The following is a 25,096-nucleotide window of genomic DNA, read 5'->3' as shown; positions in this document are numbered from 1 at the left end:
GCGGCTCCTCGGCAGGTGGCGTAGGTGGTCAGCGGCAGACGGCGAGCGCGTCCAGCGCCACCGCGCCCTGCCCGCGGCTCAGCACCATCAGCGGGTTGATGTCCAGTTCGGAGAGGTCGTCGCCCAGTTCCAGTGCCATCCGCTGGACGCGCAGCACGACCTCGACGAGCGCGTCGACATCCACCGGCGGTCCGCCGCGTACGCCTTCCAGCAGGGCCCGGCCGCGCAGTTCGCCGAGCATCGCCCGCGCCTGGTCCTCGCCGAACGGCGGCACCCGCATCGCCGCATCGTGCAGTACCTCCACGAGGACGCCGCCGAGCCCGACCGTCACCGTCGGCCCGAACAGGGCATCGTGCGTGACGCCGACCATCATTTCGACGCCCCGCTCGATCATCTGGCAGACCAGGACGCCGTCCAGCTCGATGCCCTCGTAGCGGGCGATGTCGGTCAGTTCGCGGTACGCGTCGCGGACCTGGCTGGCGGAGGTGAGCCCGACCTTGACCAGCCCGAGCTCCGTCTTGTGGGCCAGCCGCGCGCCGGACGCCTTCATGACGACCGGGTAGCCGACCAGACCCGCCGCCCGGACGGCCGCCGCCGCGCTGGTGACCAGTTGCTCGCGCGGGACGCGGATGCCGTACGCCCGCAGAAGCTGCTTCGCCGCGTGCTCGCTCAGCTGGTGGCCCGGACGCATCAGGGCCTGCGCCTTGCGGAACGAGGGCGACGGCGTGCGCGGCGCCTCGTCGAAGGGCGAGCGGTACGAGCCGGCGAACCGGTGGTGGTCCAGATAGGCCTTCACGGCGGTGATGCAGTTGCCGAACGTGCGGAAGGTGGCGACGCGCGACGAGCCGAGCAGCGTCGTGCGGTACGCGTCCTCCGTACCGACCGGCGATCCCCACACCACGCACACCAGCTTGTCCGTGGTCTCCGCCGCATCCACCAGGTCCTGCGCGAGCCTGTCGCTCATCGGGGGGAACGGGCCGGTGATCGGGCAGATCAGCACCCCGACGTCCGGGTCGGCGAGGACAGCGTCGATGATCTTCCGGCCGCGCCAGTCGCCGACCGGATGCCCGCCGTTGTCGACCGGGTTCGCAACGTTCAGATAGCCGGGAATCCACTCGTGCAGCTCGCGCTGCTTCTCCTCGGACAGGGTGGGGAGCTTCAGCCCCGCCCCCGTTGCGAGGTCCGAGAAGTGCGCGCCCGTGCCGCCCGAGATCGAATACACGACGACCCCGTCGGCCTGCGGTTTCCGCGCCCGGGCCAGCAGGGCCGCGGTGTCCTGGAGTTCGTCGAGCCCGTCCACCCGGATCACGCCGAACTGCCGCATCGCCGCGTCCACCACCTGGTCGGCGCCGGTCAGCTTGCCGGTGTGTGACGCGGCCGTCCTGGCCCCCGTCTCCGTACGCCCCACCTTGACCGCCACGACCGGAACCCCGGCTCGTGCCGCCCGGTCGGCGGCGAGCAGAAAGGAACGCCCGTCCTTGAGCCCTTCCACGTAGCAGGCGATGGCCCCGACCTCGGGGTGCTGCGAGAAGTACGAGATGAAGTCGGCCGTCTCCAGATCCGCCTCGTTGCCCGTGGGCGCCCAGTGCGACAGCCGTACGCCCAGCTCCTGGAGGGTGTAGACGGGGCGGCCCTGGTGGCCGGACTGGGTGATCAGGGCGATCGCCGGCCCGTCGAGGTCGTCCCGGAACGCCTCGAACGCGTTGAGGTTGGTGTTCGGTCCGAGCAGCCGCAGCCCCGACCGCTCCACCGCGGCCGCCAGCCGCGCCTGGGCGGCGGCGCCCTCTTCGCCGGTCTCGGCGAAACCCGAGGCGAAGGCGACCGCGAACTTCACCTTGGCCTGCCCGAGTTCCTCGATCACCGGGAGCGGGTCGCCGACCAGCAGCACCGCCAGATCGACCTGCTCCGGCAGGTCCGCGACGGAAGGGGAGCAGGGGCGGCCGAAGACGGACTCCCGGGTGGGATGGACCGGGTGCAGGCGTGCCCCGACCCGCTCGGCCCAGGCGACGAGCTGCCGGGTGATGCCGGTACGGGGCCGGCCCTCGGCGTCGGATGCCCCGATGACGGCGACGGACTCGGGCCGGAAGAACCGGTCCAGGTCGGGCACAGGCGCGTGCAGCGGGCGGCCGCTGACGTCGAGATCGCGTTCCGCGGCGGTGGCCGTCATGCTGTGGACGGCGGCGTGCGGTTCCTCGCCGCAGGCCACCACCCGGGCGCGGAAGTGTGTGGTGAGGGTGCCGTGAGTCGATCCAAGCATCGTTCCGCCCACTCCTGCTAGAGGTCCGTCCGGGCTCGGGGCGCCCGCATCCAATTAGCTGACGCCATGTCAGGTTACTGAACTGACGCTCAGTCAGGAATGGGTAGGAAGGCAAAGGCTGGACGGGCCCTGGCCGGGATTCCCCGCCCCTTTGCGCGCCCGAGGTCCGGGGGGCCGGGGCGCTTCGGCCCCCGGGCCGCACAGCCGCCCCACAGGAACCTCTCCCCATTTGCCGCAGTCATGACATACGCTGCGCGTGCGGCCGCGCCCTTCACGTTGTCTTCACCTTCTTCACATGACGATGTGCGGGTGTCGCGCGGCCCGACTCGTCACCCGGCCGACCGAACCGGGTTTCTCCCTGGGGGTTCATCAACGTGCGCATGCGCACCGTGGCGACCGCGCTCGCGGTCCTTTTCAGTTCGACGGTCATGGCCGTCGGCACCGCAGGACCGGCGGCGGCCGACTCCGCCGGCGCCCTGCCGATCACCTCGTACGGCGACATCGCCGTGGACGGCGTCCACAAGCGGGTGTACATCAGCGACCCGACCGGCAACAAGGTCGTCGTCACCGACTACACGGGCCGGGTCGTGGCGACCGTCCCGGATCTCTCCGGCGTGCGGGATCTGGCGATCTCGCCCGACTCCGGATTCGTCTACGCGGCCCTCCCGGGCGCCGACGCCGTCGTGGCCATCGAGACGACCGGCTCGACCGCGGCCGCCCGGTACGCCACCGGCGAGAACACCGATCCGCAGACCGTAGCGGTGGCGGGCGGCCGGGTCTGGTTCGCGTACGGGCAGGCGTCCTCGCGCAACCTGGGCTCGTTCGACCCCGCGCAGGGCACCCCCGAGATCGCTCTCGACCAGCTCCCCGGCAATGCGTGGACCGGTGCCCCCGAGCTGGAGTCCGCCGGGAACACCCTGGTGCTCGGATTCCACGGCACCTGGTCGGAGCTGGCCGTGTACGACGTGTCCACCGGCGCCCCCGTCCTGCGCAAGGAGGGGACGCAGGCCGATGCCCGCAGCGATATGGCGGACTTCGCGCTCAGTGCCGACGGCGCGCAGATCGTCACCACCTCGGGTACCTCCTCATACGAGGCGACCGCGATCAACGCCGGTGACCTGACCCGCACCGGCGGCTACCCGATCGACGCGTACGGCCCCGACTCCGCCGCCATCGCACCGGACGGCACGGTCGCCCTGGCCGCCAACAGCCCGTACGACAAGGACGTCTTCGTCTTCAAGCCGGGCATGACGGAGCCGTTCCGCACGTACACGTACGGCGCGTCCGCGTCCGGTGGCGACATCATCGCCGCCCAGGGGCTGAGCTGGGCGCCGGACGGCAGTCGGCTGTTCGCCATCGCCCGGGGACAGGGCAGGACCTACCTCCGCGTCCTCGACGACGCTGCCCGCTACTCGGTCACGGCGACCGTCTCCGCTCCCGCCCGGGCGACCCGCGGCAAGCAACTCGGCGCCACCGGGAGGCTGACCTCCGACAAGCCGTTCCCGGCGGACGCGAAGGTCACGGTCGTCCGTACCGACCTCGACAGCCCGAAGGGCAAGTCGCTCGGTACGAGCACGGTCGCCGCGAACGGCGCGTTCTCGTTCACGGACACCCCGCCCGCGGGCGGCAAGGTCACGTACAAGGTGTCGTACGCCGGTGACGCCACGCACACCACGGCCTCCGCGTGCGCCTCGGTCGCCGTCTCGCGGGCGACGCCCTCGCTGACGCTGAACCACAACGGCGCCCTGTACTCGTACGGCACCGATGTCTCGTTCACGGCGCACCTCGGTACGACGTACAAGAACCGGACGGTCGAGATCTGGGCCGACCCGTTCGGCACGGACAAGCCGAAGAAGCTGGTCAAGCGGGGCACGGTCAACTCCAAGGGCAACCTGTCCGCCACCGTGGACATGACCCGTGACACCACCGTCACCGCCGTCTTCGCGGGCGACGCCCGCTACGCGTCGAAGACCGCGAAGTCCGTCGCGTACGCCAAGGTCAAGGTCTCCACGTCGGTGGCCAAGCAGTACAGGACGGCGAAGATCGGCTCGACCTCGTACGCGTACTTCCACAAGAAGACCGACCCGGTCTTCACCACGACCATGACGTACTACAAGGGCCGTTCCCAGAAGCTGAGCCTGGAGATCTACTACCAGGGCAAGTGGTACGACGCGGGCTGGGAGTACTTCAAGCTCGGCACCAGCGGCAAGTCCGTCGTGACGCTCGGCGGCACGCACGACACCGGCTACCGGATGCGCATGCGCTCCTCGTACGTCAACAACTCCTCCGGCGACAACGTGAACTCCACCACCCACGGCGCCTGGAAGTACTTCATCTTCACCAAGTAGGGCCCGGCGGGAGCGAGAAGGGCCTCCATGGTTGCGGAGGCCCTTCTCCATGCACCGATTGCCGGGCAGGCGGGTCCGCCGGCTGCCCGGTGGTGATGTCGACGCGGTCAAAAGGTCCGGGTCAGGGGCGGAGGCGGCCGGTGTCCTTCGCCAGCTTCCTGGCGATCTTCCGTGCATCCAGGGCCATTTCGCGGAACATGCCGCTGATCGGATTGGTGAACCCGGTGAAGTAGAGCCCGGGTGCGTGCTTCGGTGTGCGGCTGCCGTGCACCACCGGCCGCCCGCGTGCGTCCAGCACGTCGAGGTGTCCGACCAGCGGTTCCAGGGCCCGCCGGTAGCCGGTCGCCGCGATCACCGCGTCCGGGGTGATCCGGGTCCCGTCGGCCAGTACGACCGCTTCCTTGTCGAACGACTCGACCGTTGCCACCGGCACCACGCGGCCGCCCCGCACGGCGTCGATCAGCCCCACGTCCTGGACCGGGATGGCGCCGTCCTTGACCCGTGAATAGAGGCCCGTGTCCGGGCGGGGCAGACCCTGTTCGGCGAGGTCGGGCACGGCGACCTTGGCCATCAGCCGGCCGGCCCGGTCGACCAGCCGCACCGGCAGTCTGCGGACCAGGATGCCGGTCGCCTGCGCGGGCCAGCCCGCCGTCGAGCGGCGCACGATGTGCGGAACGGTGCGTACCGCGATCCGTACCCGGGAAGCGCCGCCCTCCACCAGGTCCACGGCGATCTCCGCGCCGGTGTTGCCGATCCCGACGACGAGGACGTCCTTGCCCGCGTACGGGGCGGGGTTGCGGTAGTCGCGGGCGTGCACCAGCTCGCCGGCGAAGGTGTCGCGGCCGGCCCAGTCCGGGATCCGCGGGGTGTGGTTGTAGCCGGTGGCCAGGACGACGGCCCGCCCGGTCAGCACCCGGCCGCCGGTCGCGGTCAGCTGCCACCCGGTGCCGTCGGCAGCCCGGTCGATGCGGGTCACCTCGACGCCCGTCACCACCTCCAGCTCGTGGTGTTCGACGTACTTCTCCAGGTAGCGCACCACATGGTCGCGGGACACCCAGCGTCCGAACCGGCGTGGCATCGCGAGCCCCGGCAGCGCGGACCAGCGTCGGGTGGTGTGCAGGTGCAGCCGGTCGTAATGGCCGCGCCAGGACGCGCCGATGCTTCCGGACTTCTCCAGCACGACGGCCCGTACCCCTTGCTCGCGCAGGGCCGCCGCGGCGGCGAGACCGCCGGGGCCGCCGCCGACGACGTAGACGGGCCGGTGGTCGGTGGTGTCGGTGGGCGCGGGGGCGGGCGCGGGCACGGGACTACTGCCGGAGGTGGAGGTGCTGTTGGGCATGGATCGGAGCGTAATCGCCCGATTACTTGATGGGTCTCGGTCAAGACCGGAATCGATTGCGAATTGATCACGAGTGTGTGCGTCCGGCCCGTGTTCTGCGTACCTCTTGCGCGGCGGTGCCGGATTGGGTGAACTGACGTACCGTCAGATCCCTTGAGTGGGAGGGGCCCCGATGCAGACGATCTGGCTCGGCGGAGCCGAGTGGCTCGCCGTCCTTCGAATAGGGCTCGGCCTGTGGTGGCTGGAGAGCTGGCGGCACAAGGACAAGAAGGGCTGGTTCGAGCGCGGTACGGGAATCGCCTGGGCGGCGGACGTCGCGGGCAAGCACCGATGGGCGGCGGTACGTACCGGCTTCCAGCGGATCGTCGCGCCCCGCCCCAAGGCCATGGCCTACCTCGTCGTCTACGCCGAACTCGCCCTGGGGCTCGGCCTGATCGCCGGCTTTCTGACACCCGTCGCGCTCCTCGGCGGACTGCTTCTCAACCTCCTCTACCTGGTGCTGATGATCCACGACTGGGCCGAGCAGGGGCAGAACGCGATGATGGCGCTGATCTCCCTCGTCGCCCTCTTCGCCATGTCCTGGCAGGTCTGGTCCCTCGACCACGTGATCGGACTCTTCGGATGACCACGGCCGCCCCCCGCTTCGACCTGCCCGGACCGGACGACTTCACCCGGCCCTACTGGGACGCGGCCGCCGAGGGGCACCTGCTGCTGCGCCGCTGCCACGCCTGCGGCAGGGCCCACCACTACCCACGCGAGTTCTGCCCGCGATGCTGGAGCGAGGACGTCACCTGGGAGCGGGCGAGCGGCCGTGCCACGCTCTACACCTGGTCCGTCGTCCACCGGAACGACCTGCCGCCGTTCGGCGCCCGCGTCCCGTACACGGCGGCCGTCGTCGACCTCGCCGAGGGGCCGCGAATGATGACGGAGATCGTCGACTGCGCTGAGTCCGACCTCGCCATCGGTATGGAACTGCGCGTCACCTTCCGGCAGGAGGAGGGCGGCGAGGCGGTCCCGGTCTTCCGGCCGTGAGTCGGCCCTGACTCCGCCGTTCGCCCGGTACGACTCAGAACGACTTGCTGCGCCGCAGCGCGCGCCGCAGCTTCCACCGCTCCCAGACGTTGGGGTGGCGGATGACCACGCCGCCCATGCCGGCCGTGCCGGTGACGCGGATCAGCGGGGTGCCCGGGAGCCTTTCGTCCGTGGTCCGGTCCTTGAAGCCGCCCAGGCCGGGATCGACCTCGTCGGTCTCCGTGGCCCAGCCCGCGGGGACGATGATCCTGACCCCGCCCATCTGCCCGTTGACCTCCAGCTCGATCTCGCGCAGCCGGCAGTCGGTCCGGGTGAAGTCGAGCCTGGCGCCGCCCATGCCGCCGTCCACATCGATGTGCGCGGGCACCTTCCAGCGCCCGGTGCGCACCGCGCCGTGGATGCCACCCTTGAGGACCAGCGGCTTCCCCGCGTCCTGCGGCGCGGGCCCGAGATCGGCGGTGAGGGGCGCCAGCTCGGCGTAGGTCTTGGCGACCAGCGCCTGGCCCAGCCGGGTATCCAGCTCGTCGAGGTCGATACGGCCCTCGGCCGCGGCCTCCCTCAACTGGTCCACCACCGCTTCACGGTCGGCGTCGGAAGCGCGCAGCCGACTGACGGAGTTCGGGCGCTCAGCAGTCATGAACCTGATGATACGGAACGGCTCGGCGCCCGGCTCACAGTCCGGGCGCCCCCCAGACCGGGAACCACCGGGAGAGATCCTTCTCGACCCGCAGGTCGTCCCCGAGTGTCGCCCTGATCTGCAACTCCAACTGGTTGTCGCGCTTTTCGCCGCCGCCCCGCACCGGGGTGAACGGATAGAACGTGCCGCGCTTGTACAGGTAGACCAGCGCCAGAGACCGCCCCTCGGCATCCCGGAAGCCGATCAGCGAGCAGAGCAACTGCGGGCCGAAGCCGCCGTCCTGGAGCAGGGTGTTGACCGCGTGCAGGTCGTTGACCAGGGCGGCCACATCGTCGGGGGAGCGGCGGGAGAGCAGCCAGGTGTAGCCGTACGTGTCCTGGCTGAACTCCACCGGGATGCCGCCCCGGTCCGTGTCCGCGTCGAGCAGTTCCTGTACGTCCTGCCGGATACGGGCGAAGGTGCCGCCCTCCACCCCCGCGAAGCAGACCGAGCCCAGTCCGGTGGGGGTGAAGCCGGCGCCCGCCTGGAGGGTGAGGGCGGCGGACGGTACGGCGAAGAGCTGGTCGAGGTCGGGGCGGACCGGTTTGCTGCGGCCGAGGATGGTGTCGAGAAGACCCACTGCGGACTCCCTGGTTCCTTACGGGCGGGCGAGTTCGGCGGAGATTCGGGCCAGCTGGTCGAGGCGCTGTTCGAGGGTCGGGTGGGAGGAGAGCAGCCGGCTGAGGCTCTCCTTCGAGGAGAACGCCGGGACGAAGTAGAAGGCGTTGTACGGCTCCGCCTTCCGCAGGTCCTCCGTCGGGATCCTGGCCATCTGGCCGCTGACCTTGGTGAGCGCCGAGGCGAGCGCGGAGGGGCGGCCGGTGAGGAGGGCGGCGGCGCGGTCGGCGGAGAGTTCGCGGTAGCGCGAGAGCAGCCGGGTGAGCAGGAAACTCAGGCAGTACACGACGGCGCTGATCAACGGGATCAGCATGATCGCGATGCCGACGGGGTCGCTGCTGCGATTGCGGGAGAAGCCGCCCCAGAGGGCGACGCGGGTGACGATGCCGGCCAGGACGCCGAGGAACGAGGCGATCGTCATGACAGCGACGTCCCGGTGGGCGACGTGCGACATCTCGTGCGCGAGGACGCCTTCCAGCTCCTCGGGTTCGAGTCTGCGCAGGAGCCCGGTGGTGGCGCAGACGAGTGCGGTCTTCTCGCCGCGGCCGGTGGCGAAGGCGTTCGGTACGTCGCTCCGGGCGATGGCCACCCGGGGTTTCGGCATGTCCGCCAGGGCGCAGATCCGGTCGATGGTGCCGTGCAGCTCGGGTGCTTCCTCCGGGGTGACCTCGCGGGCACCCATGCTGAATGCGGCGATGCGGTCGCTGAACCAGAACTGGGCGATGAACAGGCCGCCGGTGAAGATCAGGATGATCGGCCAGGCGCCCCGCAGCACCGCGAGGAGCACGCCCACCAGGATCACGTACAGCAGTCCGATCAGGAACATGGTGGTGACCATGCGCGTGGTCAGACCGTGGTCGGGGGCGTAGCGGGAACGGGTTCGTGTCATGGAATGCCTCCAGCAACTCACCTGTCTCCCATAGTGCTCCTTTTGCGTCGGAACCCGATAAGCGGAATGAAACCGGATGGAACGAGTGAGCCGGACGGGCCGGTCACGGCCAGAGCAGCTCCCGCTCCCACGCCCCGCCGTCCCGGCGGTAGCGCAGCCGGATGTGGCGCCGCCTCGCGTCACCCTGGAAGAACTCGACCTCGCGCGGCTCGACCACGTACCGTGTCCAGCTCGGCACGTCCGCCTCCGGTTCCGCCTGTGCCCGCTCCCAGGCGGCGTCCGAGGCGCGGTTCAGCTCCTCGTACGAGCCGAGCACCTCGCTCTGCCGTCCCACCAGCGCCGACGCCAGTGCCCCGGTCGAGCGGACATGCAGATCGGCCCGGCTCTCGGCGGGGGTGCAGGCGGTGACCGGACCTCGTACCCGCACCTGCCTCCCCTGCGCGGGCCAGTAGAAGCCGAGCGCCGCGTGCGGGTGCGCGGCGAGCTGGCGGCCCTTCGCGCTGGTGGCGTGCGTGGCGAAGTGCCAGCCACGGTCGTCCGCGTCGTGCAGCATCAGCGTCCGCAGGTCCGGGTGTCCCTCGGCGTCGACGGTGGCCAGCGTCATGGTGTGCGGCTCGGCCTGTCCGGCGGCCACCGCCTCGGCGAACCAGGCGTGGAAGAGGGGGAGCGGGGTGAGGGGCGCGGCGGCGGGATCGAACGAGGGCAGCTCGACGTCCCATACCCGCTGGGCGTGCAGGAGGTCCCGGAAGGCCTGCTGGGCGGAGTGCGGATCAGGCGTCACATCGGTCATGCGGCCCCATCATGCCCGCCGAGGCGCGGGGCGCGGGGCCGCCGGGTCGGTCCGCGGTGGTGTGAGGCGGACGAGTTCTTCGGCGTCGAGGACCGGGTGGGGGACGACGATCCCCGGGAGCGCGGCCGTGGCCGGACGCCCACAGGGCGTCGGCCGGCAGTGGGTTGCCGGGCGACGCCCTGTGTGGTGTGCGCTCAGAGCGGTGAGCGCACGGTCATGCGGTCATGTGTGCGGTCGGACGGAGGGCCGACCGCGGGGCCCACTAGGCCGCGGCGTAGCCCGACTTCGGGTCCGGGCCGTACGCGTTCTGGGTGCGCTCGCCCTCGAGGCACGCGAAGACGAGCAGCGTGATCCCGCCCACCAGCGGGACGGCCCCGAACAGCACCCACCAGCCGGAGCGGCCGGTGTCGTGCAGGCGGCGCACGAAGACACCGAGGCTGGGCAGAAGGACAGCGACGTAGTAGATCGCGGTGATGATCGGCAACGTGCCGAGCGCCGCGTCGAGCACCAACGCGATGATGGCGGCAATGGCGTTGAACAGGACGTACATCCAGTACTCCTGGCGGCGCGCACGGCCGCTGAACACCGCGTACTTCTTCAGAACATCGAGATAACCAGTGCATGTGTCCCCCCAAGGACGATGGTGGCCCGTCCTCGCTGGACCGAGCCTGGACGCCAGAACCTAGAGGCTTGAGGTGCCCGGGTCAAAAAGTTATAGAGAGAGCGCTTTCAGGCAGCGCCCGCCCGGCTTCGGGCTTCTCAGCCCCGTCCCAGCACGACCGTGCCCGAGGAACAGAACCAGCCACCCGTTCCCGAGGCAACGGCCAGCTCGGGAAAGCTGCCGTCCGCCCTTCTGACCTGCCGTTCCCCCGCCTCACCACGGAGTTGGCGGACGGATTCCACCAGGAGGAAGAGCCCGCGCATCCCAGGATGGCAGGCCGAAAGCCCACCCCCGTCGGTGTTCACCGGAAGTTCGCCGGACCGACCGATTCGACCCTTTTCGATGAACGCGCCGCCCTCGCCCTTCGCGCAGAACCCCAGATCTTCCAGCGTCACCAGCGTCATGTAGGTGAAGGCGTCATAGATCTCGGCCAGGTCGATGTCGGCGGGCCGCACCCCGGCACGCCCGAAGGCCAGCCGGCCCGAGACCGCGGCGGGGGAGACCGTGAAGTCGTCCCACTCGGACATCGTGGAGTGCGAGACGTACTCGCCCGTGCCGAGGATCCACACCGGGGCCTTCGCCGTGTCCGGTACGTACTCCTCGGCCGCCAGCAGTACCGCGCACCCGCCGTCGCTGCGGATGCAGCAGTGCAGCTTGGTGAAGGGGTCCGCGATCATCGGGCCCGACAGGACGTCGTCCACCGTGATCGGGTCCCGGAACATCGCGTCCGGGTTGGCCGCCGCGTTCGCGCGGGCTTGCACGGCCACCTCGGCGAGCTGCTCGAGCGTCGTCCCGTACTCGTGCATATGGCGGCGGGCGGCCATCGCGTACTTCGCGATCAGTGAGTGCCCGTACGGCACTTCGAACTGGAGCGGGCCGCGCGAGCCGAACGAGAGATTCGACGTGCGGCGCCCGGCCCGGATGTCTGCGCGCGCCGTGGACCCGTACACCAGCAGTACGGCGTCGGCGCGGCCCGCCGCGACGGCGTCGGCGGCATGGGCGGCCATCACCTCCCAGGTCGCCCCGCCGACCGCGGTGGAATCCATCCAGGTGGGCTTGAGGCCCAGATACTCCGCGACCTCGACCGGGGCGAGCGTGCCGAGTCCGGCGGAGGCGAAGCCGTCGACGACCGAGCGGTCCAGGCCCGAATCGGCGAGCGCCCGGCGGGCGGCCTGGGCGTGCAGGGCGTACGGGGTGGGGCCGTCGACGCGTCCGCAGTCCGCGAGGGATATGCCGACGACAGCGACCTTGCGCGGGGGAGAGGAGGGCGAGGAAGGCATAAATCTGACGGTACATCAGATGTGGCATGAGGGGGTGGGGCGAGCGCGTGCGCGGCTCTGGGTTTCTCGCAACATCACGCCTAGCATGACGAACCGTCAGATCAGAGGCCTACGGCCCCTGAGGGGAAGGAGCCCGACGATGGACGCCGCCTTCACCGCGGAGCAGGACGAGATCCGCCGCACCCTGCGCGAACTGCTGGTCAAACGCTGCGGACCCGGCGAGGTCAGGAGCGCCGTGCGGACCGCGCACGGATATGACGAGGCCCTGTGGCGGCAACTCGCCCAGGATCTCGGGCTGCCGGGGCTCGCGCTCGCGCAGGAGTACGGAGGGGTCGGCTGCGGGCCCGTCGAACTCGCCGTCGCCTGCGAGGAGACCGGCCGCGCGCTGCTGCCGTCCCCGCTGCTCGCCACCGCCGTGCTCGCCGCGCCTCTGATCGCCGCACTCGGCACCGAGGCCCAGCGCACCGCCCTGCTGCCGCGCATCGCCGCGGGTGAACTGACTGCGACCCTCGCCGTCCCCGGAGGCTCGCTCTCCACCGCCCTCGGTCTCACCGGCGACACCACCGGCGGCGCCTGGGCGGGCGGCGGGCGGGCCGGTGGCGTACAGGCCCGGTCCGGCCGGGAGGGGTGGCGGCTGTACGGGGAGGCCGCACGGGTACTCGACGGGCACAGCGCCGGAGTGCTGTTGGTCGCGGCCCACGCGGGCGGCTTCCCGCGCAGCCGTACGCTCCTCTTCCTGGTCCGCGCGGACACGGCGACCGGGCTCGTCCGAACCCGGCAGACCTCGCTGGACGAGACCCGGCCGCTGGCCCGCATCGAACTGCGCGACACCCCGGCGGACCTGCTCGGCGCGGACGACGCGGTCGATGTGGCCGGCCCGGCGGGCGCCCTGACCTCTGTCGGGCGCACCGCCGCCGCCGTACTGGCGGCGGAGGCGGTCGGAGCCGCGGCGAGTGCACTCGACCGGACCGTCGAATACGTCAAGGCGCGCGAGCAGTTCGGCCGCGCCATCGGCTCCTTCCAGGCCGTGAAGCACCGGCTCGCCGATCTGTACGTGCGGGTGCAGGCAGCCAGGTCTGCGGCCTACTACGCGGCCTGGGACCCGGCGGCCGGAGGGCTCGCCCTCGCCCAGGCGCTGGAAACCCAGCGGATCACCACCGCCGAGGCCGTCCAGCTGCACGGCGGGATCGGCTTCACCTGGGAACACGAGGCGCATCTCTACTTCAAGCGGGCCGCCGCCGACGAACTGCTCTTCGGGCCGGTCCACCGGCTGCGCGACCACGCGGCCGAGCAGGCCGGGCTCTTCACGCAGGACACCCAGGGGCAGGGAGAGGGGCAGGGGCACGGGCCGCGCATGGAGGTGGCGGTCTGATGGCACCCGGAGTCCGGCTGATCCAGAAGGTGTCCTCGACCCGCACCTTCGCGAGGATCGCCCCGCACGTCATACCCGCAATGGACCGCACCGTCCACCGGCTCACCCGCGGCAAGGTACTGCTCAGCGCGCAGATGCTGCCGGGGTTGATCCTCACGGTGCGCGGCGCGAGGAGCGGGCAGCTGCGGACCACCCCACTGGCCTGTATGCCCACCCCGGAGCACGGTGACGGGACGTGGATCCTCATCGGCAGCAACTTCGGCCGTACGGGTCATCCTGCCTGGACTGCGAACCTGTTGGCCCATCCGGATGACGCCGTCATCAACTGGAAGGGACGCGACATCGCGGTACGCGCCCGGCTGCTGGAGGGCGCGGAGCGGGAGGAGGTGTGGCAGGCGGCGCTGAGGTTCTGGCCGCCGTACGCCACGTACCAGGCCCGGGTGGAGCGGGAGATCCGGCTCTTCCGGCTGGAGCGGCCCGCGACTTAGTAAGGCGCGGGGATACGCCGACGGCGGACCACATTGCGTGGTCCGCCGTCGGCGCGACAGGACATGGGCAGCCCGGGATGGCCGTGCGGTGCCCGGAGCGGAAGGGGAAGCCGGGAGCCGGCGCTACTTCGTCGGCTTCTTGCCGGTGATGCCCAGGTGCACCAACAGCGCCAGGTTCGGCTTGAGTTCGGCCTGCTTGACACCCCAGGTCTGGAAGCCTTTCTGGTGCGAGGCGACCGCGGCCAGCATCGCGACCAGTGAGCCCGCCATCGCCGCGGGGCTGATGTCCTTGTCGACCTTGCCCTTGGCCTGGAGATCCTTCACCGAATCCGTAAGCGAGTTGGTGACCGAGTTCAGGATCTTCATGCGGATCTTGTAGAACCGCTTGTCGCCCTCGGCCGCGCCGAGGTCGACCACGCGCAGGATCGCGTCGTGGCGCCGCCAGAAGTCGAGGAATCCCTCGACGAGTTCTTCGGCGGTCTGCCAGCCGGACTTGCCGACCCAGGAGCGGCCTGCGACCAGTTCCGTCAACCCGGCGCCCTCCTTGGCCATTTCGTCCGCGATCTCGAGGACGGCGCCCTCGACGTCGGGGAAGTATTGGTAGAAGGTCGCGGGTGAAGTCCCTGCTTTCCGGGCGACGTCGATGACTTTGACGTCCCGGTACGGCGAGGAGCTGAGCATCTCGCTGAGGCAGTCGAGCAGCTTCTGCCGCGTCGCCTGTCCGCGTCGACCGGCCACGCGGCCGTCGACGGTGCGCACTTGTCCTGTCATGCCGTCAGCTTACCGAGGGGTGATCGGAGCGCGATTCGGCCGACTGCAAATGGGGAGTTCCGCAGGTGCGGTGGGGTGGTGTGGGGCAAGTGGCCGGATTTCGGCGGATCCGATCCACAGCTTGAATTGTGTTATCAACAGCCTGTGGACAACTTCCGTGGATAACTTTCCGTGACGCGGTGGGCAGGGAACTCCAATATCGAGAGTGTGTTCGACTGCTCGTTGCAGCGCGGTGCGGACGGCCCGCGGCTACTTTGGGTGTGACGAGCGTCACTACTGCGGAAGGATCCGGGCTCATGGCCGCATTCGCGCACTCCGCGCCGTGCTGGGTGGATGTGCAGCTCCCCGACCTCGAAGCGGGCAAGCGCTTCTACGGTGAGCTCTTCGGATGGACCTTCCGGGCCGGCGAAGAGGTGGAGAGGGGCGGCCCTGGTGTCGATGCCCTCAGCGGCGGCAAGCTCGTTGCCGCACTGGCCGCCAAGCAGGACGGCCGGATGCCGACCGCCTGGGGCATCTACTTCGCCACCGACGACATCGCCGCGACCGTCACCAGGATCCGGCAGGCGGGCGGCCAGGTGATCACCGACCCCGTGAGGGTGGGCAGTGCTGGGGTGCTCGCGCAGGCCGCCGACCCCGGAGGCGCGGTCTTCGGGCTCTGGCAGGCGGGGGACCGCAGCGGGTTCCAGAAGCAGAACGAGCCGGGATCCTTCTGCTGGACCGAGGTGTACACCCGGCAGAAGGACCGCGTGGACGCCTTCTACGAGCGCGTCTTCGGGTTCCGTGGCACGGATCTCGGCGCGGCCGGCATGGGTGAGTCGGGCAGGGGCGAGTCCGGAACGAGGGAGCCCGGCACCGGCGGGCCCGGCTCGACCGAGGCCGGGACCGGTGAGCCCGGCACGGGGGAGTCCGAGACCCCCGAGTCCGAGCCCCCTGAGTCAGAGCCCCCCGAGTCCGAGACTCCTGAGCCCGAGACGCCCGAGTCCGGCCCGGTTGAGTCCGGCATCGGCGGATCGGGCGCGGACATGCCCGGGGCCGACTTCCGGATGTGGTCCCCGGCAGGCACTGAACCGGGCCCCGACACCGCGATCGGCGGGCGCAGCGTCATCACCGACGCGTTCCCGGCCGAGATGCCCAGCTATTTCCTCAACTACTTCGCTGTCGCGGACTGCGACGCCACGGCCGAGACCGGCGTCCACCTCGGCGGCCGGGTCTCCGTGCCGCCTTTCGACATCCCGTACGGGAGGATGGCGGTCCTGCACGACAATCAGGGTGCCGAGTTCGCCGTACTTCAGCCCCCGGTGTCCCGATAGAGGGCAGAGTGACATGTGACACCCCGATCCGCCCCCGGGTTCGCAACCATCGCTTCAGCCAGCAACAATCGGGGTGCGCACCGCCGGGTGGTGCCCAGTGGTGAGACCCTGCACGGGGCGGTTTTTCGCGGGCCTCTGTTGCTGAGGTCCGTACGGGGAGGTGGCAGGTAAGTGGTGGAGCAGCTGACGCAGCACGACCCGAGACGGATCGGCCCGTTCGAGGTACTGGGACGGCTCGGGGCCGGCGGCATGGGGCTGGTCTATCTCGCCCGCTCGGCGTCGGGCCGACGGGTGGCGATCAAGACCGTACGTACAGAACTTGCCGAGGACCAGCTGTTCCGGGTCCGCTTCACGCGTGAGGTGGAGGCCGCCCGGGCGGTCAGCGGGTTCTACACGGCGGCCGTGGTGGACGCCGATCCGCGCGCCGCCGTGCCGTGGCTGGCCACCGCGTACGTGCCCGCTCCCTCACTCGAGGAAATAGTGAATGAGTGCGGTCCGATGCCGACCCAGGCGGTGCGCTGGCTGGCTGCTGGGATCGCCGAGGCCCTGCAGTCCATCCATGGCGCGGGCCTGGTCCACCGCGACCTCAAGCCGTCGAACGTGCTGGTGGTCGAGGACGGCCCGCGGGTGATCGACTTCGGGATCGCGTCCGGCGTCTCCAACACCCGGCTGACGATGACCAACGTGGCGGTCGGCACCCCCGCCTACATGTCGCCCGAGCAGGCGCGGGACTCGCGCAGTGTGACGGGGGCCAGCGATATCTTCTCGCTCGGCTCGACGCTGGTGTTCGCCGCCACCGGTCATGCGCCGTTCCATGGGGCCAACCCGGTCGAGACGGTCTTCATGCTGCTGCGGGAGGGCCCCGATGTGGAGGGCCTGCCCGACGATCTGCGTCCCCTGATCGAGTCCTGTATGCAGATGGATGCGGCGCTGCGGCCCAGCCCCGCCGATCTGCAGGCCCAGCTGGCCCCGCACCTCTTCGCCTCCGGCAGCGACGACAGCGGTACGGCGTCGGCCTGGCTGCCGACATCGGCCACGGCAATGATCGAGCAGCGGCGCGGGGGAGGGCGTACGGCGCCACCCGCGGCGTCCGCACCCGCACCCGCACCCGCGCCTGCTCCGGCGCCCCCGCCGCCCCATCGCCCGCCGGGCGCGGACCGGGAGCCGGCGTGGCGCAGCGGTGCGGACCTGAGATCCCCGTCCCCGGCACCCTTCTTCTCCCCGTCGCCCGTTCAGGGTCCGGACGGGGGCGGTCCGGTGCGGCTGAGCGGTGCGAAGGTGTCGATCGGGCCCGGGCCGCGCGCCGGTGACGTGCGTGCCATGGCCGGCGCCGAGGCCGGTCCCGCGACCGGCTGGGTGCGCCCGCCCGCCGGGCTGAACGGCACGGCCCCGGCCGCCGCCCCGCCCGTACCCGCTCCGGCGCACGCCCCTGAAGCGGCCCCCGCCGGGCCGGACCGCTGGCGGCCCTGGCGGTTCCGGATGTCGAACGACGTGTGGGGCACGCCGGTTGTCGCCGGGGACCTGCTGTACGTGACGTCCTTCGAGGTGCATGCCCTGGATGTCGGCAACGGCCGGCGCCAGTTCAAGACCCGTGACGTGGCCTGGTCGATGGCGCTCGACGGCGGCCGCATCCACGGCTCCGACGGCCCTTCGCTGTACGCCCTGGACGCGCTGACCGGCGCCGAGCGGTGGCGGCTGCAGACGGACGCCTGGGTGTACTCCCTCAAGGCCGACCGGGGCACGGTCGTCACCGGCACGCGTGGCGGCGGCGTCCAGGCGTGGGAGGCGTCCACCGGCGAGAAGCTGTGGGAGACGAGCGGCGTACAGACCGACTTCGAGACGGCGGAGGCCGGGCCCGCGATCCACGAAGGCACCGTGTACCTGTGGCAGGACGCCCGGCTGCGCGCCGTCGACGCCCGCACGGGCATCGAGCGCTGGTCGTACCCGATCGGCGACGCGGCCTCCTGCGGCGGGGTGCCCGTCCGGGTGACGCCGGCGCCGGACGGCTACGTGTACATCGCCGCAGGCACCCGGGTCCTCGCCGCCGACATCGCGGCGGGCCGGGTGCGCTGGCACTTCGAGTCGCCCGCGGTCTTCCTCTCCCCCCCGGCCTATGCACCGGGCCCCGCGGTCACGGGCGGCGGGGTGTACCTGGCCGACTACCTCGGCACGGTGTACGCGCTCGACGCGTCGACCGGCAAGGACCGCTGGCGCATCGCGACGGAGGCCCGCCAGTCGATCGAACCGGTGCTCGTGGCAGCGGGCAACGTCCACGTCGGCAGCGGCAACGCGCTCTACACGCTGGACGCGGTGACAGGCACCCCGAAGTGGCGCTTCGCCGCGGGCGGCGAGGTCGTCGGCGCCCCGGTCGTGGCCGACGGCCGGGTCCACTTCGGCTCCGCCGACCATGTGCTGTACACGCTGGACGCGGCAGGTGGCCAGCTGAGATGGAAGCTGGCGACGGGCGGCGAGATCACCGGTTCACCGGTGGCGCAGGGAGGCGTGGTGTACGCGTGCAGCAAGGACCGCTGCGTGTACGCGCTGGACGCGCTGAAGGGAACGGGTACGGGGAACAGAGCACGGGCGTAGGGAAGCGGCCACTCAGCGGCCGCTTCCCGCCCGTCCGGCGTTCGAGGACGGAAACCCCTGCACCGGGGGACGCGTCACGGCCGGGGAGGGCGTCGCGTGTCAGGGCCCTCCCCCTGCACGGGGTACCGCGCCGTGTCAGGGCCCTCCTCCTGCACCGGGTACGACGCCGTGTCCTGGTCCTTCCCGTGCGTGTCCGGACCCGTGTACGGATCGACCTCCGGCTCCGGCCACGGACTCGTCTGCACCGACGGCCCCGGCTCCTGCGTCGGCGGCCAGGTATCCGGATGCTCCGCTCCCGGCGCCGCGTACGGCTGGTTGCGGGCCCTGCGGCCGAGGCGACTGCCACTGCCGTGCCGTCCCGACATCAGCAGCGCGCCCAGCAGGAGCAACACCCCGCCGCCCGCCGCATACGCCACCCCCAGCTGCAGCCCGGACCCGTCCGCCGCCACCGTCAGGTTCCCGGCCACCTGCCCCTGCCGCACCATCCACAGCACGGTGAAGCCGAGCACGATCACGCCCGCGCAGGCCACCAGCAGCCGCGATCGCAGCACCACGCCCACCGCCGCCACGGCAGCCGCGAACAGAAACGGCAGCCAGATCGATGCCAACGGACCCGGCTGCGCACCACTGATGCCGTTGAAGAGGTCCGCGACCCGGTAATGGCGCCCGAGACGGCCGTCGTACCAGACACGGAAGGGGCTCAGCACGACGGCCGCCGCTCCTGCGAGAGCGACGATCGAGCCGAGGATGTTGCGGATCATCGTCGGCCTCCTGCGGGTGTGCGGATCGGCGTCGTGGATCTGCACCGCTCTCGGCGTCGACGCTACGCCCGGCCGTAGACCCTCGCCACCAGGGGCGGACCGGCCTGGCACCTGTTCCTGCATAGGCCATGCGTTACGGTGTCGCGCGGTCCATGGACAGCGACATGACAACAAATCAAGGGGGGGCTGCATCGATGATGCGGCAGCATCTGAAACTTTCGGCGGTTCTGGTCGTGGTGGTGCTCGCACTCACCGGTTTCTCGACGTCGAGCCACGGCGGCAAGAGCCGGGGCAGCAGGAGTCACGGTTCGAGCGGTAGCGGCGGGGGCTGCTCCAACTCCAAGAAGAGCAACGGCAGCTACCACCACAACGACTACGACGACGACATCTACGACGACTCGTCGAGCAGCTCGTCCGGCAGCTCCACCTACGAGACCGCGACCCCCGGCGCCACGGCGACCGACGAGCCCGGGGCGACCGTGATCCGCTGCGCCCGGCCCCGCAAGGGCAAGCGTCGGGCTGTGACCTCCTCCACCGTCCGGGTCAGCTCGAGCGAGCTCGGCACGCACATGTACGAGGTCGATGTCACCTTCCTCGACGCGCGTGGCAACACCGTCGACACCGGCCAGGCGAACGTGGAGCTGACGGGAGTCGACAGCGCGACCGTCTCCGTGCGGATGGACAGCCCGGGCAAGGTGTCCCGGGTGAAGAAGTGCCGGGCCGAGGCCGAACTCAGCTACTAAGCGGACGGGGGCTCCGGCTCACCGCAGCGGGAGTTCCGGCCTCGCGTCACCGCAGCCGGAACTCCCCGCCGCCCCGCCCCCGCCCCCTGAACAGCTCCCCCTGCCGCTCCACCGGCAGGTTCCCGAGCGCGATCAGCTGCGGGGCATGGGCCAGCGCCTGCGCCCTCGCGGACTCCTTCGCGGACCACACCGCCCGTACCGTCCCCTGCACCGCCTCCGTCGGATACGACGCGATCACGTCCGCCGCCCGCACCGCCGCCTCCACCGCGCCGCCGGGCGCCGTCACCTCGCTGACCAGCCCGGTCTCGTACGCACGGCGGGCCGTCACCCGTTCGGCCGTACCCATCAAGGACATCCGGGCCACCTCCCCGAACGGCATCCGCTGCGCCATGTGGATCGCCTCGTACGCGCTGACCATGCCGTACGTCGTATGCGGGTCGAAGAAGGTCGCCTCCTCCGATGCGACGACGAACTCCGCCTCGCCCAGCAGATAGAACGCCCCGCCGCACGCCATCCCCTCCACGGCGGCGATCACCGGCTTCCACAGGTCGTTCGCCTTCGGCCCGATCGCGATCAGCGGATCGTCGATCGTGTAAGGGGACGAGGGCTGAGGCACCTCCACGTCCCGGTCGAGACCCGTACAGAAGGCGCGCCCGCCCGCGCCGGTCACGACGACGGCCCGCACCCCGTCATCGAAGCGGAACGCCCGCCAGACACCGGCCAGTTCATCGGCCGTCGCCAGATCGATCGCGTTCAGCTTCTCGGGCCGGTCGAGGGTGACGACCGCGACCCCGGTCTTCTTGTCGGTCTCCGTCCGCAGTGTCATCGTCGTCCCCTCACCACACGCCTCCTGCCCCTCATCGCTCCAACTGCCAGCGGACCATGGCCAGCTCCGGGCTCACCGGTGCGAAGACCGCCTTCACCGACGCCCCGATCCGCAACCTCCCCGGATCGACCGAGTTCAGCGGCGCCTCGGGTCCGCTGACCACATTGCCGACCAGCCGGATGTGCGGGGCGTCGGCGAGTTCGACGACGACGGCGTTGTACGGGGCCTGTGCGGCGTACGCGGGCAGCAGCGGCGGATGCGGCACCACGTACGACCAGATGCGCCCGCGCCCGCTCATCGCCCGCCACTCGCTCTCGAACGACCGGCAGTGCGGGCAGCAGGGCCGGGGCGGGAAGCGGAGCCTGCCGCAGTCGGGGGCGGCGCACGCCTGGACGCGGAGTTCACCCCGGGCGGCGTACTCCCAGAAGGGCGCGCCGTCCTCGTCGACGACGGGCAGCAACAGCGATTCCATGTCAGCTCCTCAGCAGTACGGCGGAGGTGGGAACGCCCTCACCGGCGGTGACCAGGCAGGTGGCGGCGGACGGCACCTGGGCGGTGGAGGTGCCGCGCAGTTGCTTCACGCCCTCGTTGATGAGGTTGAAACCGTGCACGTACCCCTCGCTGAGTCCGCCGCCGCCCGTGTTGATGGGCAGCCGGCCGCCGCTCTCCAGCGCCCCGCCCTCGGTGAACGCGGCACCCTCACCGCGCCCGCAGAAGCCGTAGCCCTCCAGGGAGAGCGGGATGAGCGGGGTGAACGCGTCGTAGACCTGAGCGACATCGACATCGTCCGGACCGAAGTCGGCCTGCTTCCAGAGCTGCCGGGCAGCTGTCCAGGCGGGTCCGGTGAGCGGGTCGTCGTTCCAGTAGTTGACCATCCCGTGGTGCTGGGCGGGCAGGCCCTGGGCGACGGAGTGGATGTAGACGGGCTTGTGCCGGCAGTCGCGGGCCCGTTCGGAGGAGACGATGACGCAGGCGAGCGCCCCGTCCGTCTCCAGACAGTTGTCGAAGAGGCAGAGCGGCTCGCTGATCCAGCGCGAGGTCATATACATGTCGCGGGTCAGGGGGCGTTCGTACATCACCGCATCGGGGTTCTGGTTGGCGCGGTTGCGGCAGGCGAGCGCGACATTGAAGAGGTGGTCGCGGGTGGCCCCGTACTCGTGCATGTACCGCCGTGCAAGCATCCCGATCTCGTCGGCCGGCCTCAGCAGGCCGTACGGGCGGGTCCACTGGGCGGGGGTCGGCAGCTGCACGGTGGTGTTCTTCCAGGGCCGGGGCCCCGAGCCGCGCTTCCGTGACCGCCAGGCGACCCCGACACTCGCCTGCCCGGTGGCGACGGCGGCGGCGAGATGCGCGATCGTCGCGCACGAACCCCCGCCTCCGTAGCCGACCTTGGAGAAGAAGGTGACATCACCGGCCCCGATCGCCTTGGCGACCTCGACCTCGTCGGTCTCCTCCATCGTGTACGAGGCGAACGCGTCGACCTCCGACGCGGCGATGCCCGCGTCGTCGAGGGCTGCGACGATCGCCCGGCAGGCCAGGGTCTTCTCGGACTCGGGAAGGTGTTTCGCGAAGGCCGTCTGCCCGATCCCGGCTATCGCCGTCACGTCCTTGAGCGTCGCCATCCGCCACCTCCGCGATCGTCATGACTGCTGACAGCCGCAGAGGCTACAGCTAATCTGACGGATAGTCAGCTATTGCGGTTCGGCGGGAGGGCATGCGATGCGCGGCGACGAGGAATGGGGCAGCATCCCGGGACTGATACGGACGGCGGCGCGGCGGTACGGGGACCGGGAGGCGGTCGTCGAGGGCCGCACCCGCATCTCGTACGCCGAACTGGGCGACCGCGTCGAGCGAGCCGCCGCCGCGTGCATGGCGTCGGGTGTGGAGCCGGGGGACCGGGTCGCGGTCTGGGCGCCGAACACCCTGGACTGGATCGTCTCGGCGCTCGGAGCGGTCACAGCCGGCGCGGTCCTGGTCCCTGTCAACACGCGCTTCAAGGGTACGGAGGCGGCGTACATCCTGCAGCGCAGCCGGGTGAAGCTGCTCTTCATCACCGGCACGTTCCTCGGCACGTCGTACGTGGCGTCGCTGCGCCGGGCGGAGGTGGAACTTCCGCACCTGGAACGGGTCGTGGTGCTGGCGGACGCGGCCCCCGAGTCCTACGTCACCTGGAAGGACTTCCTGGCGACGGGCGAGCGGATCTCTCCGGCGGAGGTACGGGCGCGAGCGGACGCGATCGCCCCCTCGTCCCCCTCCGACATCATCTACACCTCGGGCACCACGGGTCGCCCCAAGGGTGCCGTGATCACCCACACCCAGACTCTGCGCTGCTACGCGATCTGGAGCGAGCTGGCGGGCCTGCGCGAGGGCGACCGCTATCTGATCGTGAACCCGTTCTTCCACACCTTCGGCTACAAGGCGGGCATCATCGCGTGCCTGATGCGGGGCGCGACGATGATCCCGCAGTCGGTGTTCAACGTGGACACGGTCCTCGCGAACATCGCCGCCGAACGCATCTCGGTCCTCCCCGGCCCACCCACCCTCCACCAGTCCCTGCTGGACCACCCGGCGCGGGGTGCGCACGACCTCTCGGCCCTGCGCCTGGTGGTGACGGGTGCGGCGGTCGTCCCGCTCCAACTGGTGGAACGGCTGTGCACGGAGCTTGGCATCGCGACGGTCCTCACGGCATACGGCCTCTCCGAGGCGAGCGGCATCGTCACGATGTGCCGCCGCGGTGACCGGCCCGACGTGATCTCCTCCACCTCCGGCCGCGCGATCCCCGGCACGGAGGTCCGCGTCCTGGCGGCCCCCGGTACCCCCGGCGAGGTCCTGGTCCGCGGCTTCAACGTGATGCAGGGCTACTTCGAGGACCCCGGCACCACAGCCACCACCATCACCCCGGACGGCTGGCTCCGCACGGGCGACATAGGCATCCTCGACGAGGCGGGCAACCTGCGCATCACGGACCGGATCAAGGACATGTTCATCGTCGGCGGCTTCAACGCGTACCCCGCGGAGATCGAACAACTCCTGGGCCTGCACCCGGATGTGGCCGACGTGGCGGTGATCGGCATCCCGGACCCCAGACTGGGCGAGGTCGGCAAGGCGTACGCGGTCCGCCGCCCGGGCGCGACGCTCACGGCCGACGACCTGATCGCCTGGTCGAGGCGGGAGATGGCGAACTACAAGGTCCCGAGGACGGTGGAGTTCGTGGACGAGCTGCCGCGGAACGCGAGCGGCAAGGTGGTGAAGGGGGAGCTGCGGGGGCGGGGACAGAGGTAGGGGGCGCCTGATCGATCAGACCTTCTCCGCTGCCACCCGGGGATGGCCGGCGGTGAGCAGTCGGATGTCCTCCACGTCCGACGTCGCTACGTGCTCGACTGTAAGGCGTTGTCGCGTGTGGTACTCGGAGATCGGGACTCGCTGGGCGGCAGCGGGGACGGGTGGTGGTGTTCATCTCGGACGAGGACGCCATGCGGAAGTTGTGCCGACCGGGAGCGCAGGTCAAGGGGTTGCAGGGGAGACGGGGGAGGGGTCCGAGCCAGCGGCTCGGACCCCTCTTGCGCGCGGGTGTGGCTCAGGTGGCGTGCATGTCCTGCGTGGTCACCGAAGTTGCGTGCATGTCCTGTGTGGTGACCGGAGTTTCGCCGGTGGCGTGCATGTCGGCCAGGGCCGGGCTGGCCGAGCCGAGGCCGAGGGCCACGGCGAACGCGGCGGCGACAAGCGTCTTCTTCGTGCGGATCATTCCAACTCCTGGGATAGGAGAGAGCTTCCGGACGTGAAGTGACGCTAGTGACAGGGGGGCGATGGCGGTACCCCTCAGCCGCAAATCGGTCGAACATCGGCTCGATTGCACTGATGTTGCGCGGACATGCAGCGGCCGCGACGGCTCCCCCTCCGCGCCGCCGCGGCCGTTCCCCCTACCCCCGTGCTCCCCGTGCCCCCGCCGGGTGGCTCAGCGCGGATCTGCACCGGTCATGTGGCTGTCCAGCGGCTTGATCTCGGGCTCGTCGGTCATGTGGCTGTCCAGCGGCTTGATCTCGGGCTCGCCGGTCATGTGGCTGTCCAGCGGCTTGATCTCGGGCTCGTCGGTCATGTGGCTGTCCTCGGGATTGGCGTCGCCCGTGGTCCCGGCCTTCGGCGTGGGCACCTGGATCTTCTTGTCGTCGCTCATGCTGTGAACTCCGTTGCTCGATGCATGGATGGTCGGCAAAGCCCGTCCGGCTGCTCCCCCGTGGGCCGCCGGACGGGCTGTTCAGAGCCGTTCACCTTAGTGCGCGGTTCCACTGTCGACTCGTCTGCCCCCCGACGCGACGCATCGACAGGTACGAGAATGCCTGGCGGCG

24 protein-coding genes are annotated in these 25,096 nt (G+C 70.7%); 9 read left to right on the top strand and 15 right to left on the bottom strand.

All coding sequences use genetic code 11. The features are described from left to right. Positions 1-28 precede the first annotated feature (28 nt). The gene (locus OHA03_RS11165) at positions 29-2,257 is read right to left on the bottom strand and encodes an acetate--CoA ligase family protein (protein WP_267003261.1); all 2,229 of its coding nucleotides are present in this window, start codon (positions 2,255-2,257) and stop codon (positions 29-31) included. Between the two features lie 380 nt (positions 2,258-2,637). Between OHA03_RS11165 and OHA03_RS11160 the strand changes: the two genes are divergently transcribed. Then, positions 2,638-4,605, top strand: a complete 1,968-nt coding sequence (locus tag OHA03_RS11160) for an Ig-like domain repeat protein (RefSeq protein ID WP_267003259.1) — start codon at positions 2,638-2,640, stop codon at positions 4,603-4,605. A 121-nt stretch (positions 4,606-4,726) separates the two neighbouring features. Here the strand turns inward: OHA03_RS11160 and OHA03_RS11155 are convergent, their stop codons facing one another. Beyond that, positions 4,727-5,944, bottom strand: a complete 1,218-nt coding sequence (locus OHA03_RS11155) for an NAD(P)/FAD-dependent oxidoreductase (RefSeq protein WP_267003257.1) — start codon at positions 5,942-5,944, stop codon at positions 4,727-4,729. Between the two features lie 172 nt (positions 5,945-6,116). Between OHA03_RS11155 and OHA03_RS11150 the strand changes: the two genes are divergently transcribed. Continuing rightward, a complete protein-coding gene (locus tag OHA03_RS11150; RefSeq protein ID WP_267003255.1) occupies positions 6,117-6,569 on the top strand; it encodes a DoxX family protein in 453 nt (150 codons plus the stop codon). Then, positions 6,566-6,976 carry a Zn-ribbon domain-containing OB-fold protein gene (locus OHA03_RS11145; protein ID WP_267003253.1) on the top strand — a complete coding sequence of 137 codons (411 nt, stop codon included), beginning with the start codon at positions 6,566-6,568 and terminating at the stop codon, positions 6,974-6,976. The genes OHA03_RS11150 and OHA03_RS11145 overlap by 4 nt, the downstream gene beginning before the upstream one ends. Before the next feature lie 34 nt (positions 6,977-7,010). Here OHA03_RS11145 and OHA03_RS11140 read toward each other — a convergent pair whose 3' ends face one another. The 6 genes from OHA03_RS11140 to OHA03_RS11115 all read right to left on the bottom strand — a co-directional run bounded on the left by OHA03_RS11140 (position 7,011) and on the right by OHA03_RS11115 (position 11,890). Then, a complete protein-coding gene (locus OHA03_RS11140; RefSeq protein WP_267003251.1) occupies positions 7,011-7,613 on the bottom strand; it encodes a DUF1707 domain-containing protein in 603 nt (200 codons plus the stop codon). A gap of 34 nt (positions 7,614-7,647) precedes the next feature. Continuing rightward, the gene (locus OHA03_RS11135) at positions 7,648-8,232 is read right to left on the bottom strand and encodes a hypothetical protein (RefSeq protein WP_267003249.1); all 585 of its coding nucleotides are present in this window, start codon (positions 8,230-8,232) and stop codon (positions 7,648-7,650) included. An 18-nt stretch (positions 8,233-8,250) separates the two neighbouring features. Beyond that, entirely contained in the window at positions 8,251-9,159 is a 909-nt protein-coding gene (gene htpX, locus OHA03_RS11130; RefSeq protein ID WP_267003247.1) for a zinc metalloprotease HtpX, read from the bottom strand. 103 nt (positions 9,160-9,262) lie between these two features. After that, the gene (locus OHA03_RS11125) at positions 9,263-9,949 is read right to left on the bottom strand and encodes a pyridoxal 5'-phosphate synthase (protein ID WP_267003245.1); all 687 of its coding nucleotides are present in this window, start codon (positions 9,947-9,949) and stop codon (positions 9,263-9,265) included. A gap of 262 nt (positions 9,950-10,211) precedes the next feature. Continuing rightward, positions 10,212-10,535 (bottom strand): DUF805 domain-containing protein, encoded by a 324-nt coding sequence (locus OHA03_RS11120; RefSeq protein WP_267003243.1) that lies wholly within the window; start codon positions 10,533-10,535, stop codon positions 10,212-10,214. Between the two features lie 173 nt (positions 10,536-10,708). Next, positions 10,709-11,890, bottom strand: coding sequence for an acetyl-CoA acetyltransferase (locus OHA03_RS11115; RefSeq protein ID WP_267003241.1), 1,182 nt, complete (start codon positions 11,888-11,890; stop codon positions 10,709-10,711). Between the two features lie 139 nt (positions 11,891-12,029). Here OHA03_RS11115 and OHA03_RS11110 point away from each other — a divergent pair, with 139 nt between their 5' ends. Both OHA03_RS11110 and OHA03_RS11105 read left to right on the top strand, forming a co-directional pair. Beyond that, on the top strand, positions 12,030-13,262 hold the full coding sequence (locus OHA03_RS11110; protein WP_267003239.1) for an acyl-CoA dehydrogenase family protein: 1,233 nt from the start codon (positions 12,030-12,032) through the stop codon (positions 13,260-13,262). After that, complete coding sequence (locus tag OHA03_RS11105) at positions 13,262-13,750, top strand: nitroreductase family deazaflavin-dependent oxidoreductase (protein ID WP_267003237.1); 489 nt, start codon at positions 13,262-13,264, stop codon at positions 13,748-13,750. The genes OHA03_RS11110 and OHA03_RS11105 overlap by 1 nt, the downstream gene beginning before the upstream one ends. A gap of 123 nt (positions 13,751-13,873) precedes the next feature. Here OHA03_RS11105 and OHA03_RS11100 read toward each other — a convergent pair whose 3' ends face one another. Then, positions 13,874-14,521 carry a TetR family transcriptional regulator gene (locus OHA03_RS11100; protein ID WP_030975659.1) on the bottom strand — a complete coding sequence of 216 codons (648 nt, stop codon included), beginning with the start codon at positions 14,519-14,521 and terminating at the stop codon, positions 13,874-13,876. Positions 14,522-14,817: 296 nt separating this feature from the next. Here OHA03_RS11100 and OHA03_RS11095 point away from each other — a divergent pair, with 296 nt between their 5' ends. Together OHA03_RS11095 and OHA03_RS11090 are read left to right on the top strand one after the other, a co-directional pair. Continuing rightward, a complete protein-coding gene (locus OHA03_RS11095; RefSeq protein ID WP_267003233.1) occupies positions 14,818-15,831 on the top strand; it encodes a VOC family protein in 1,014 nt (337 codons plus the stop codon). 171 nt (positions 15,832-16,002) lie between these two features. Then, the gene (locus OHA03_RS11090; RefSeq protein WP_267003231.1) at positions 16,003-18,420 is read left to right on the top strand and encodes a PQQ-binding-like beta-propeller repeat protein; all 2,418 of its coding nucleotides are present in this window, start codon (positions 16,003-16,005) and stop codon (positions 18,418-18,420) included. A 74-nt stretch (positions 18,421-18,494) separates the two neighbouring features. Here the strand turns inward: OHA03_RS11090 and OHA03_RS11085 are convergent, their stop codons facing one another. Continuing rightward, a complete protein-coding gene (locus OHA03_RS11085; RefSeq protein ID WP_267003229.1) occupies positions 18,495-19,181 on the bottom strand; it encodes a hypothetical protein in 687 nt (228 codons plus the stop codon). A 194-nt stretch (positions 19,182-19,375) separates the two neighbouring features. On the opposite strand from OHA03_RS11085, the gene OHA03_RS11080 reads away from it, so the two are divergent. Further along, entirely contained in the window at positions 19,376-19,924 is a 549-nt protein-coding gene (locus OHA03_RS11080) for a hypothetical protein (RefSeq protein ID WP_267003227.1), read from the top strand. Between the two features lie 46 nt (positions 19,925-19,970). On the opposite strand, the gene OHA03_RS11075 is transcribed toward OHA03_RS11080, so the two are convergent. Genes OHA03_RS11075 through OHA03_RS11065 form a run of 3 tightly spaced genes read right to left on the bottom strand, consistent with a single transcriptional unit; the run spans position 19,971 to position 22,372 of the window. Next, positions 19,971-20,750, bottom strand: a complete 780-nt coding sequence (locus OHA03_RS11075; protein WP_267003225.1) for an enoyl-CoA hydratase/isomerase family protein — start codon at positions 20,748-20,750, stop codon at positions 19,971-19,973. A gap of 31 nt (positions 20,751-20,781) precedes the next feature. Then, a complete protein-coding gene (locus OHA03_RS11070; RefSeq protein ID WP_267003223.1) occupies positions 20,782-21,222 on the bottom strand; it encodes a Zn-ribbon domain-containing OB-fold protein in 441 nt (146 codons plus the stop codon). A gap of 1 nt (position 21,223) precedes the next feature. Beyond that, positions 21,224-22,372, bottom strand: a complete 1,149-nt coding sequence (locus tag OHA03_RS11065; RefSeq protein WP_267003221.1) for a lipid-transfer protein — start codon at positions 22,370-22,372, stop codon at positions 21,224-21,226. A gap of 97 nt (positions 22,373-22,469) precedes the next feature. Between OHA03_RS11065 and OHA03_RS11060 the strand changes: the two genes are divergently transcribed. Beyond that, positions 22,470-24,032, top strand: a complete 1,563-nt coding sequence (locus OHA03_RS11060; protein ID WP_267003219.1) for a FadD3 family acyl-CoA ligase — start codon at positions 22,470-22,472, stop codon at positions 24,030-24,032. Positions 24,033-24,327: 295 nt separating this feature from the next. Here OHA03_RS11060 and OHA03_RS11055 read toward each other — a convergent pair whose 3' ends face one another. Continuing rightward, the gene (locus tag OHA03_RS11055) at positions 24,328-24,495 is read right to left on the bottom strand and encodes a hypothetical protein (protein ID WP_267003217.1); all 168 of its coding nucleotides are present in this window, start codon (positions 24,493-24,495) and stop codon (positions 24,328-24,330) included. A gap of 210 nt (positions 24,496-24,705) precedes the next feature. After that, positions 24,706-24,924 carry a hypothetical protein gene (locus OHA03_RS11050; protein WP_267003215.1) on the bottom strand — a complete coding sequence of 73 codons (219 nt, stop codon included), beginning with the start codon at positions 24,922-24,924 and terminating at the stop codon, positions 24,706-24,708. Positions 24,925-25,096 lie beyond the last annotated feature (172 nt).

Origin of the sequence: Streptomyces sp. NBC_00154, assembly GCF_026342835.1 — a bacterium.
Lineage (GTDB): Bacteria > Actinomycetota > Actinomycetes > Streptomycetales > Streptomycetaceae > Streptomyces.
Note: the sequence above shows the minus strand (reverse complement) of the source record. Positions and strands in the feature narration are given on the sequence as shown.

Coding starts and splice junctions, on each gene's coding strand:
- OHA03_RS11165 (WP_267003261.1), bottom strand. CDS start 2,257: ATGCTTGGATCGACTCACGGCACCCTCACCACACACTTCCGCGCCCGG.
- OHA03_RS11160 (WP_267003259.1), top strand. CDS start 2,638: ATGCGCACCGTGGCGACCGCGCTCGCGGTCCTTTTCAGTTCGACGGTC.
- OHA03_RS11155 (WP_267003257.1), bottom strand. CDS start 5,944: ATGCCCAACAGCACCTCCACCTCCGGCAGTAGTCCCGTGCCCGCGCCC.
- OHA03_RS11150 (WP_267003255.1), top strand. CDS start 6,117: ATGCAGACGATCTGGCTCGGCGGAGCCGAGTGGCTCGCCGTCCTTCGA.
- OHA03_RS11145 (WP_267003253.1), top strand. CDS start 6,566: ATGACCACGGCCGCCCCCCGCTTCGACCTGCCCGGACCGGACGACTTC.
- OHA03_RS11140 (WP_267003251.1), bottom strand. CDS start 7,613: ATGACTGCTGAGCGCCCGAACTCCGTCAGTCGGCTGCGCGCTTCCGAC.
- htpX (WP_267003247.1), bottom strand. CDS start 9,159: ATGACACGAACCCGTTCCCGCTACGCCCCCGACCACGGTCTGACCACG.
- OHA03_RS11125 (WP_267003245.1), bottom strand. CDS start 9,949: ATGACCGATGTGACGCCTGATCCGCACTCCGCCCAGCAGGCCTTCCGG.
- OHA03_RS11115 (WP_267003241.1), bottom strand. CDS start 11,890: ATGCCTTCCTCGCCCTCCTCTCCCCCGCGCAAGGTCGCTGTCGTCGGC.
- OHA03_RS11110 (WP_267003239.1), top strand. CDS start 12,030: ATGGACGCCGCCTTCACCGCGGAGCAGGACGAGATCCGCCGCACCCTG.
- OHA03_RS11105 (WP_267003237.1), top strand. CDS start 13,262: ATGGCACCCGGAGTCCGGCTGATCCAGAAGGTGTCCTCGACCCGCACC.
- OHA03_RS11100 (WP_030975659.1), bottom strand. CDS start 14,521: ATGACAGGACAAGTGCGCACCGTCGACGGCCGCGTGGCCGGTCGACGC.
- OHA03_RS11095 (WP_267003233.1), top strand. CDS start 14,818: ATGGCCGCATTCGCGCACTCCGCGCCGTGCTGGGTGGATGTGCAGCTC.
- OHA03_RS11085 (WP_267003229.1), bottom strand. CDS start 19,181: ATGATCCGCAACATCCTCGGCTCGATCGTCGCTCTCGCAGGAGCGGCG.
- OHA03_RS11080 (WP_267003227.1), top strand. CDS start 19,376: ATGATGCGGCAGCATCTGAAACTTTCGGCGGTTCTGGTCGTGGTGGTG.
- OHA03_RS11075 (WP_267003225.1), bottom strand. CDS start 20,750: ATGACACTGCGGACGGAGACCGACAAGAAGACCGGGGTCGCGGTCGTC.
- OHA03_RS11070 (WP_267003223.1), bottom strand. CDS start 21,222: ATGGAATCGCTGTTGCTGCCCGTCGTCGACGAGGACGGCGCGCCCTTC.
- OHA03_RS11065 (WP_267003221.1), bottom strand. CDS start 22,372: ATGGCGACGCTCAAGGACGTGACGGCGATAGCCGGGATCGGGCAGACG.
- OHA03_RS11060 (WP_267003219.1), top strand. CDS start 22,470: ATGCGCGGCGACGAGGAATGGGGCAGCATCCCGGGACTGATACGGACG.
- OHA03_RS11055 (WP_267003217.1), bottom strand. CDS start 24,495: ATGATCCGCACGAAGAAGACGCTTGTCGCCGCCGCGTTCGCCGTGGCC.
- OHA03_RS11050 (WP_267003215.1), bottom strand. CDS start 24,924: ATGAGCGACGACAAGAAGATCCAGGTGCCCACGCCGAAGGCCGGGACC.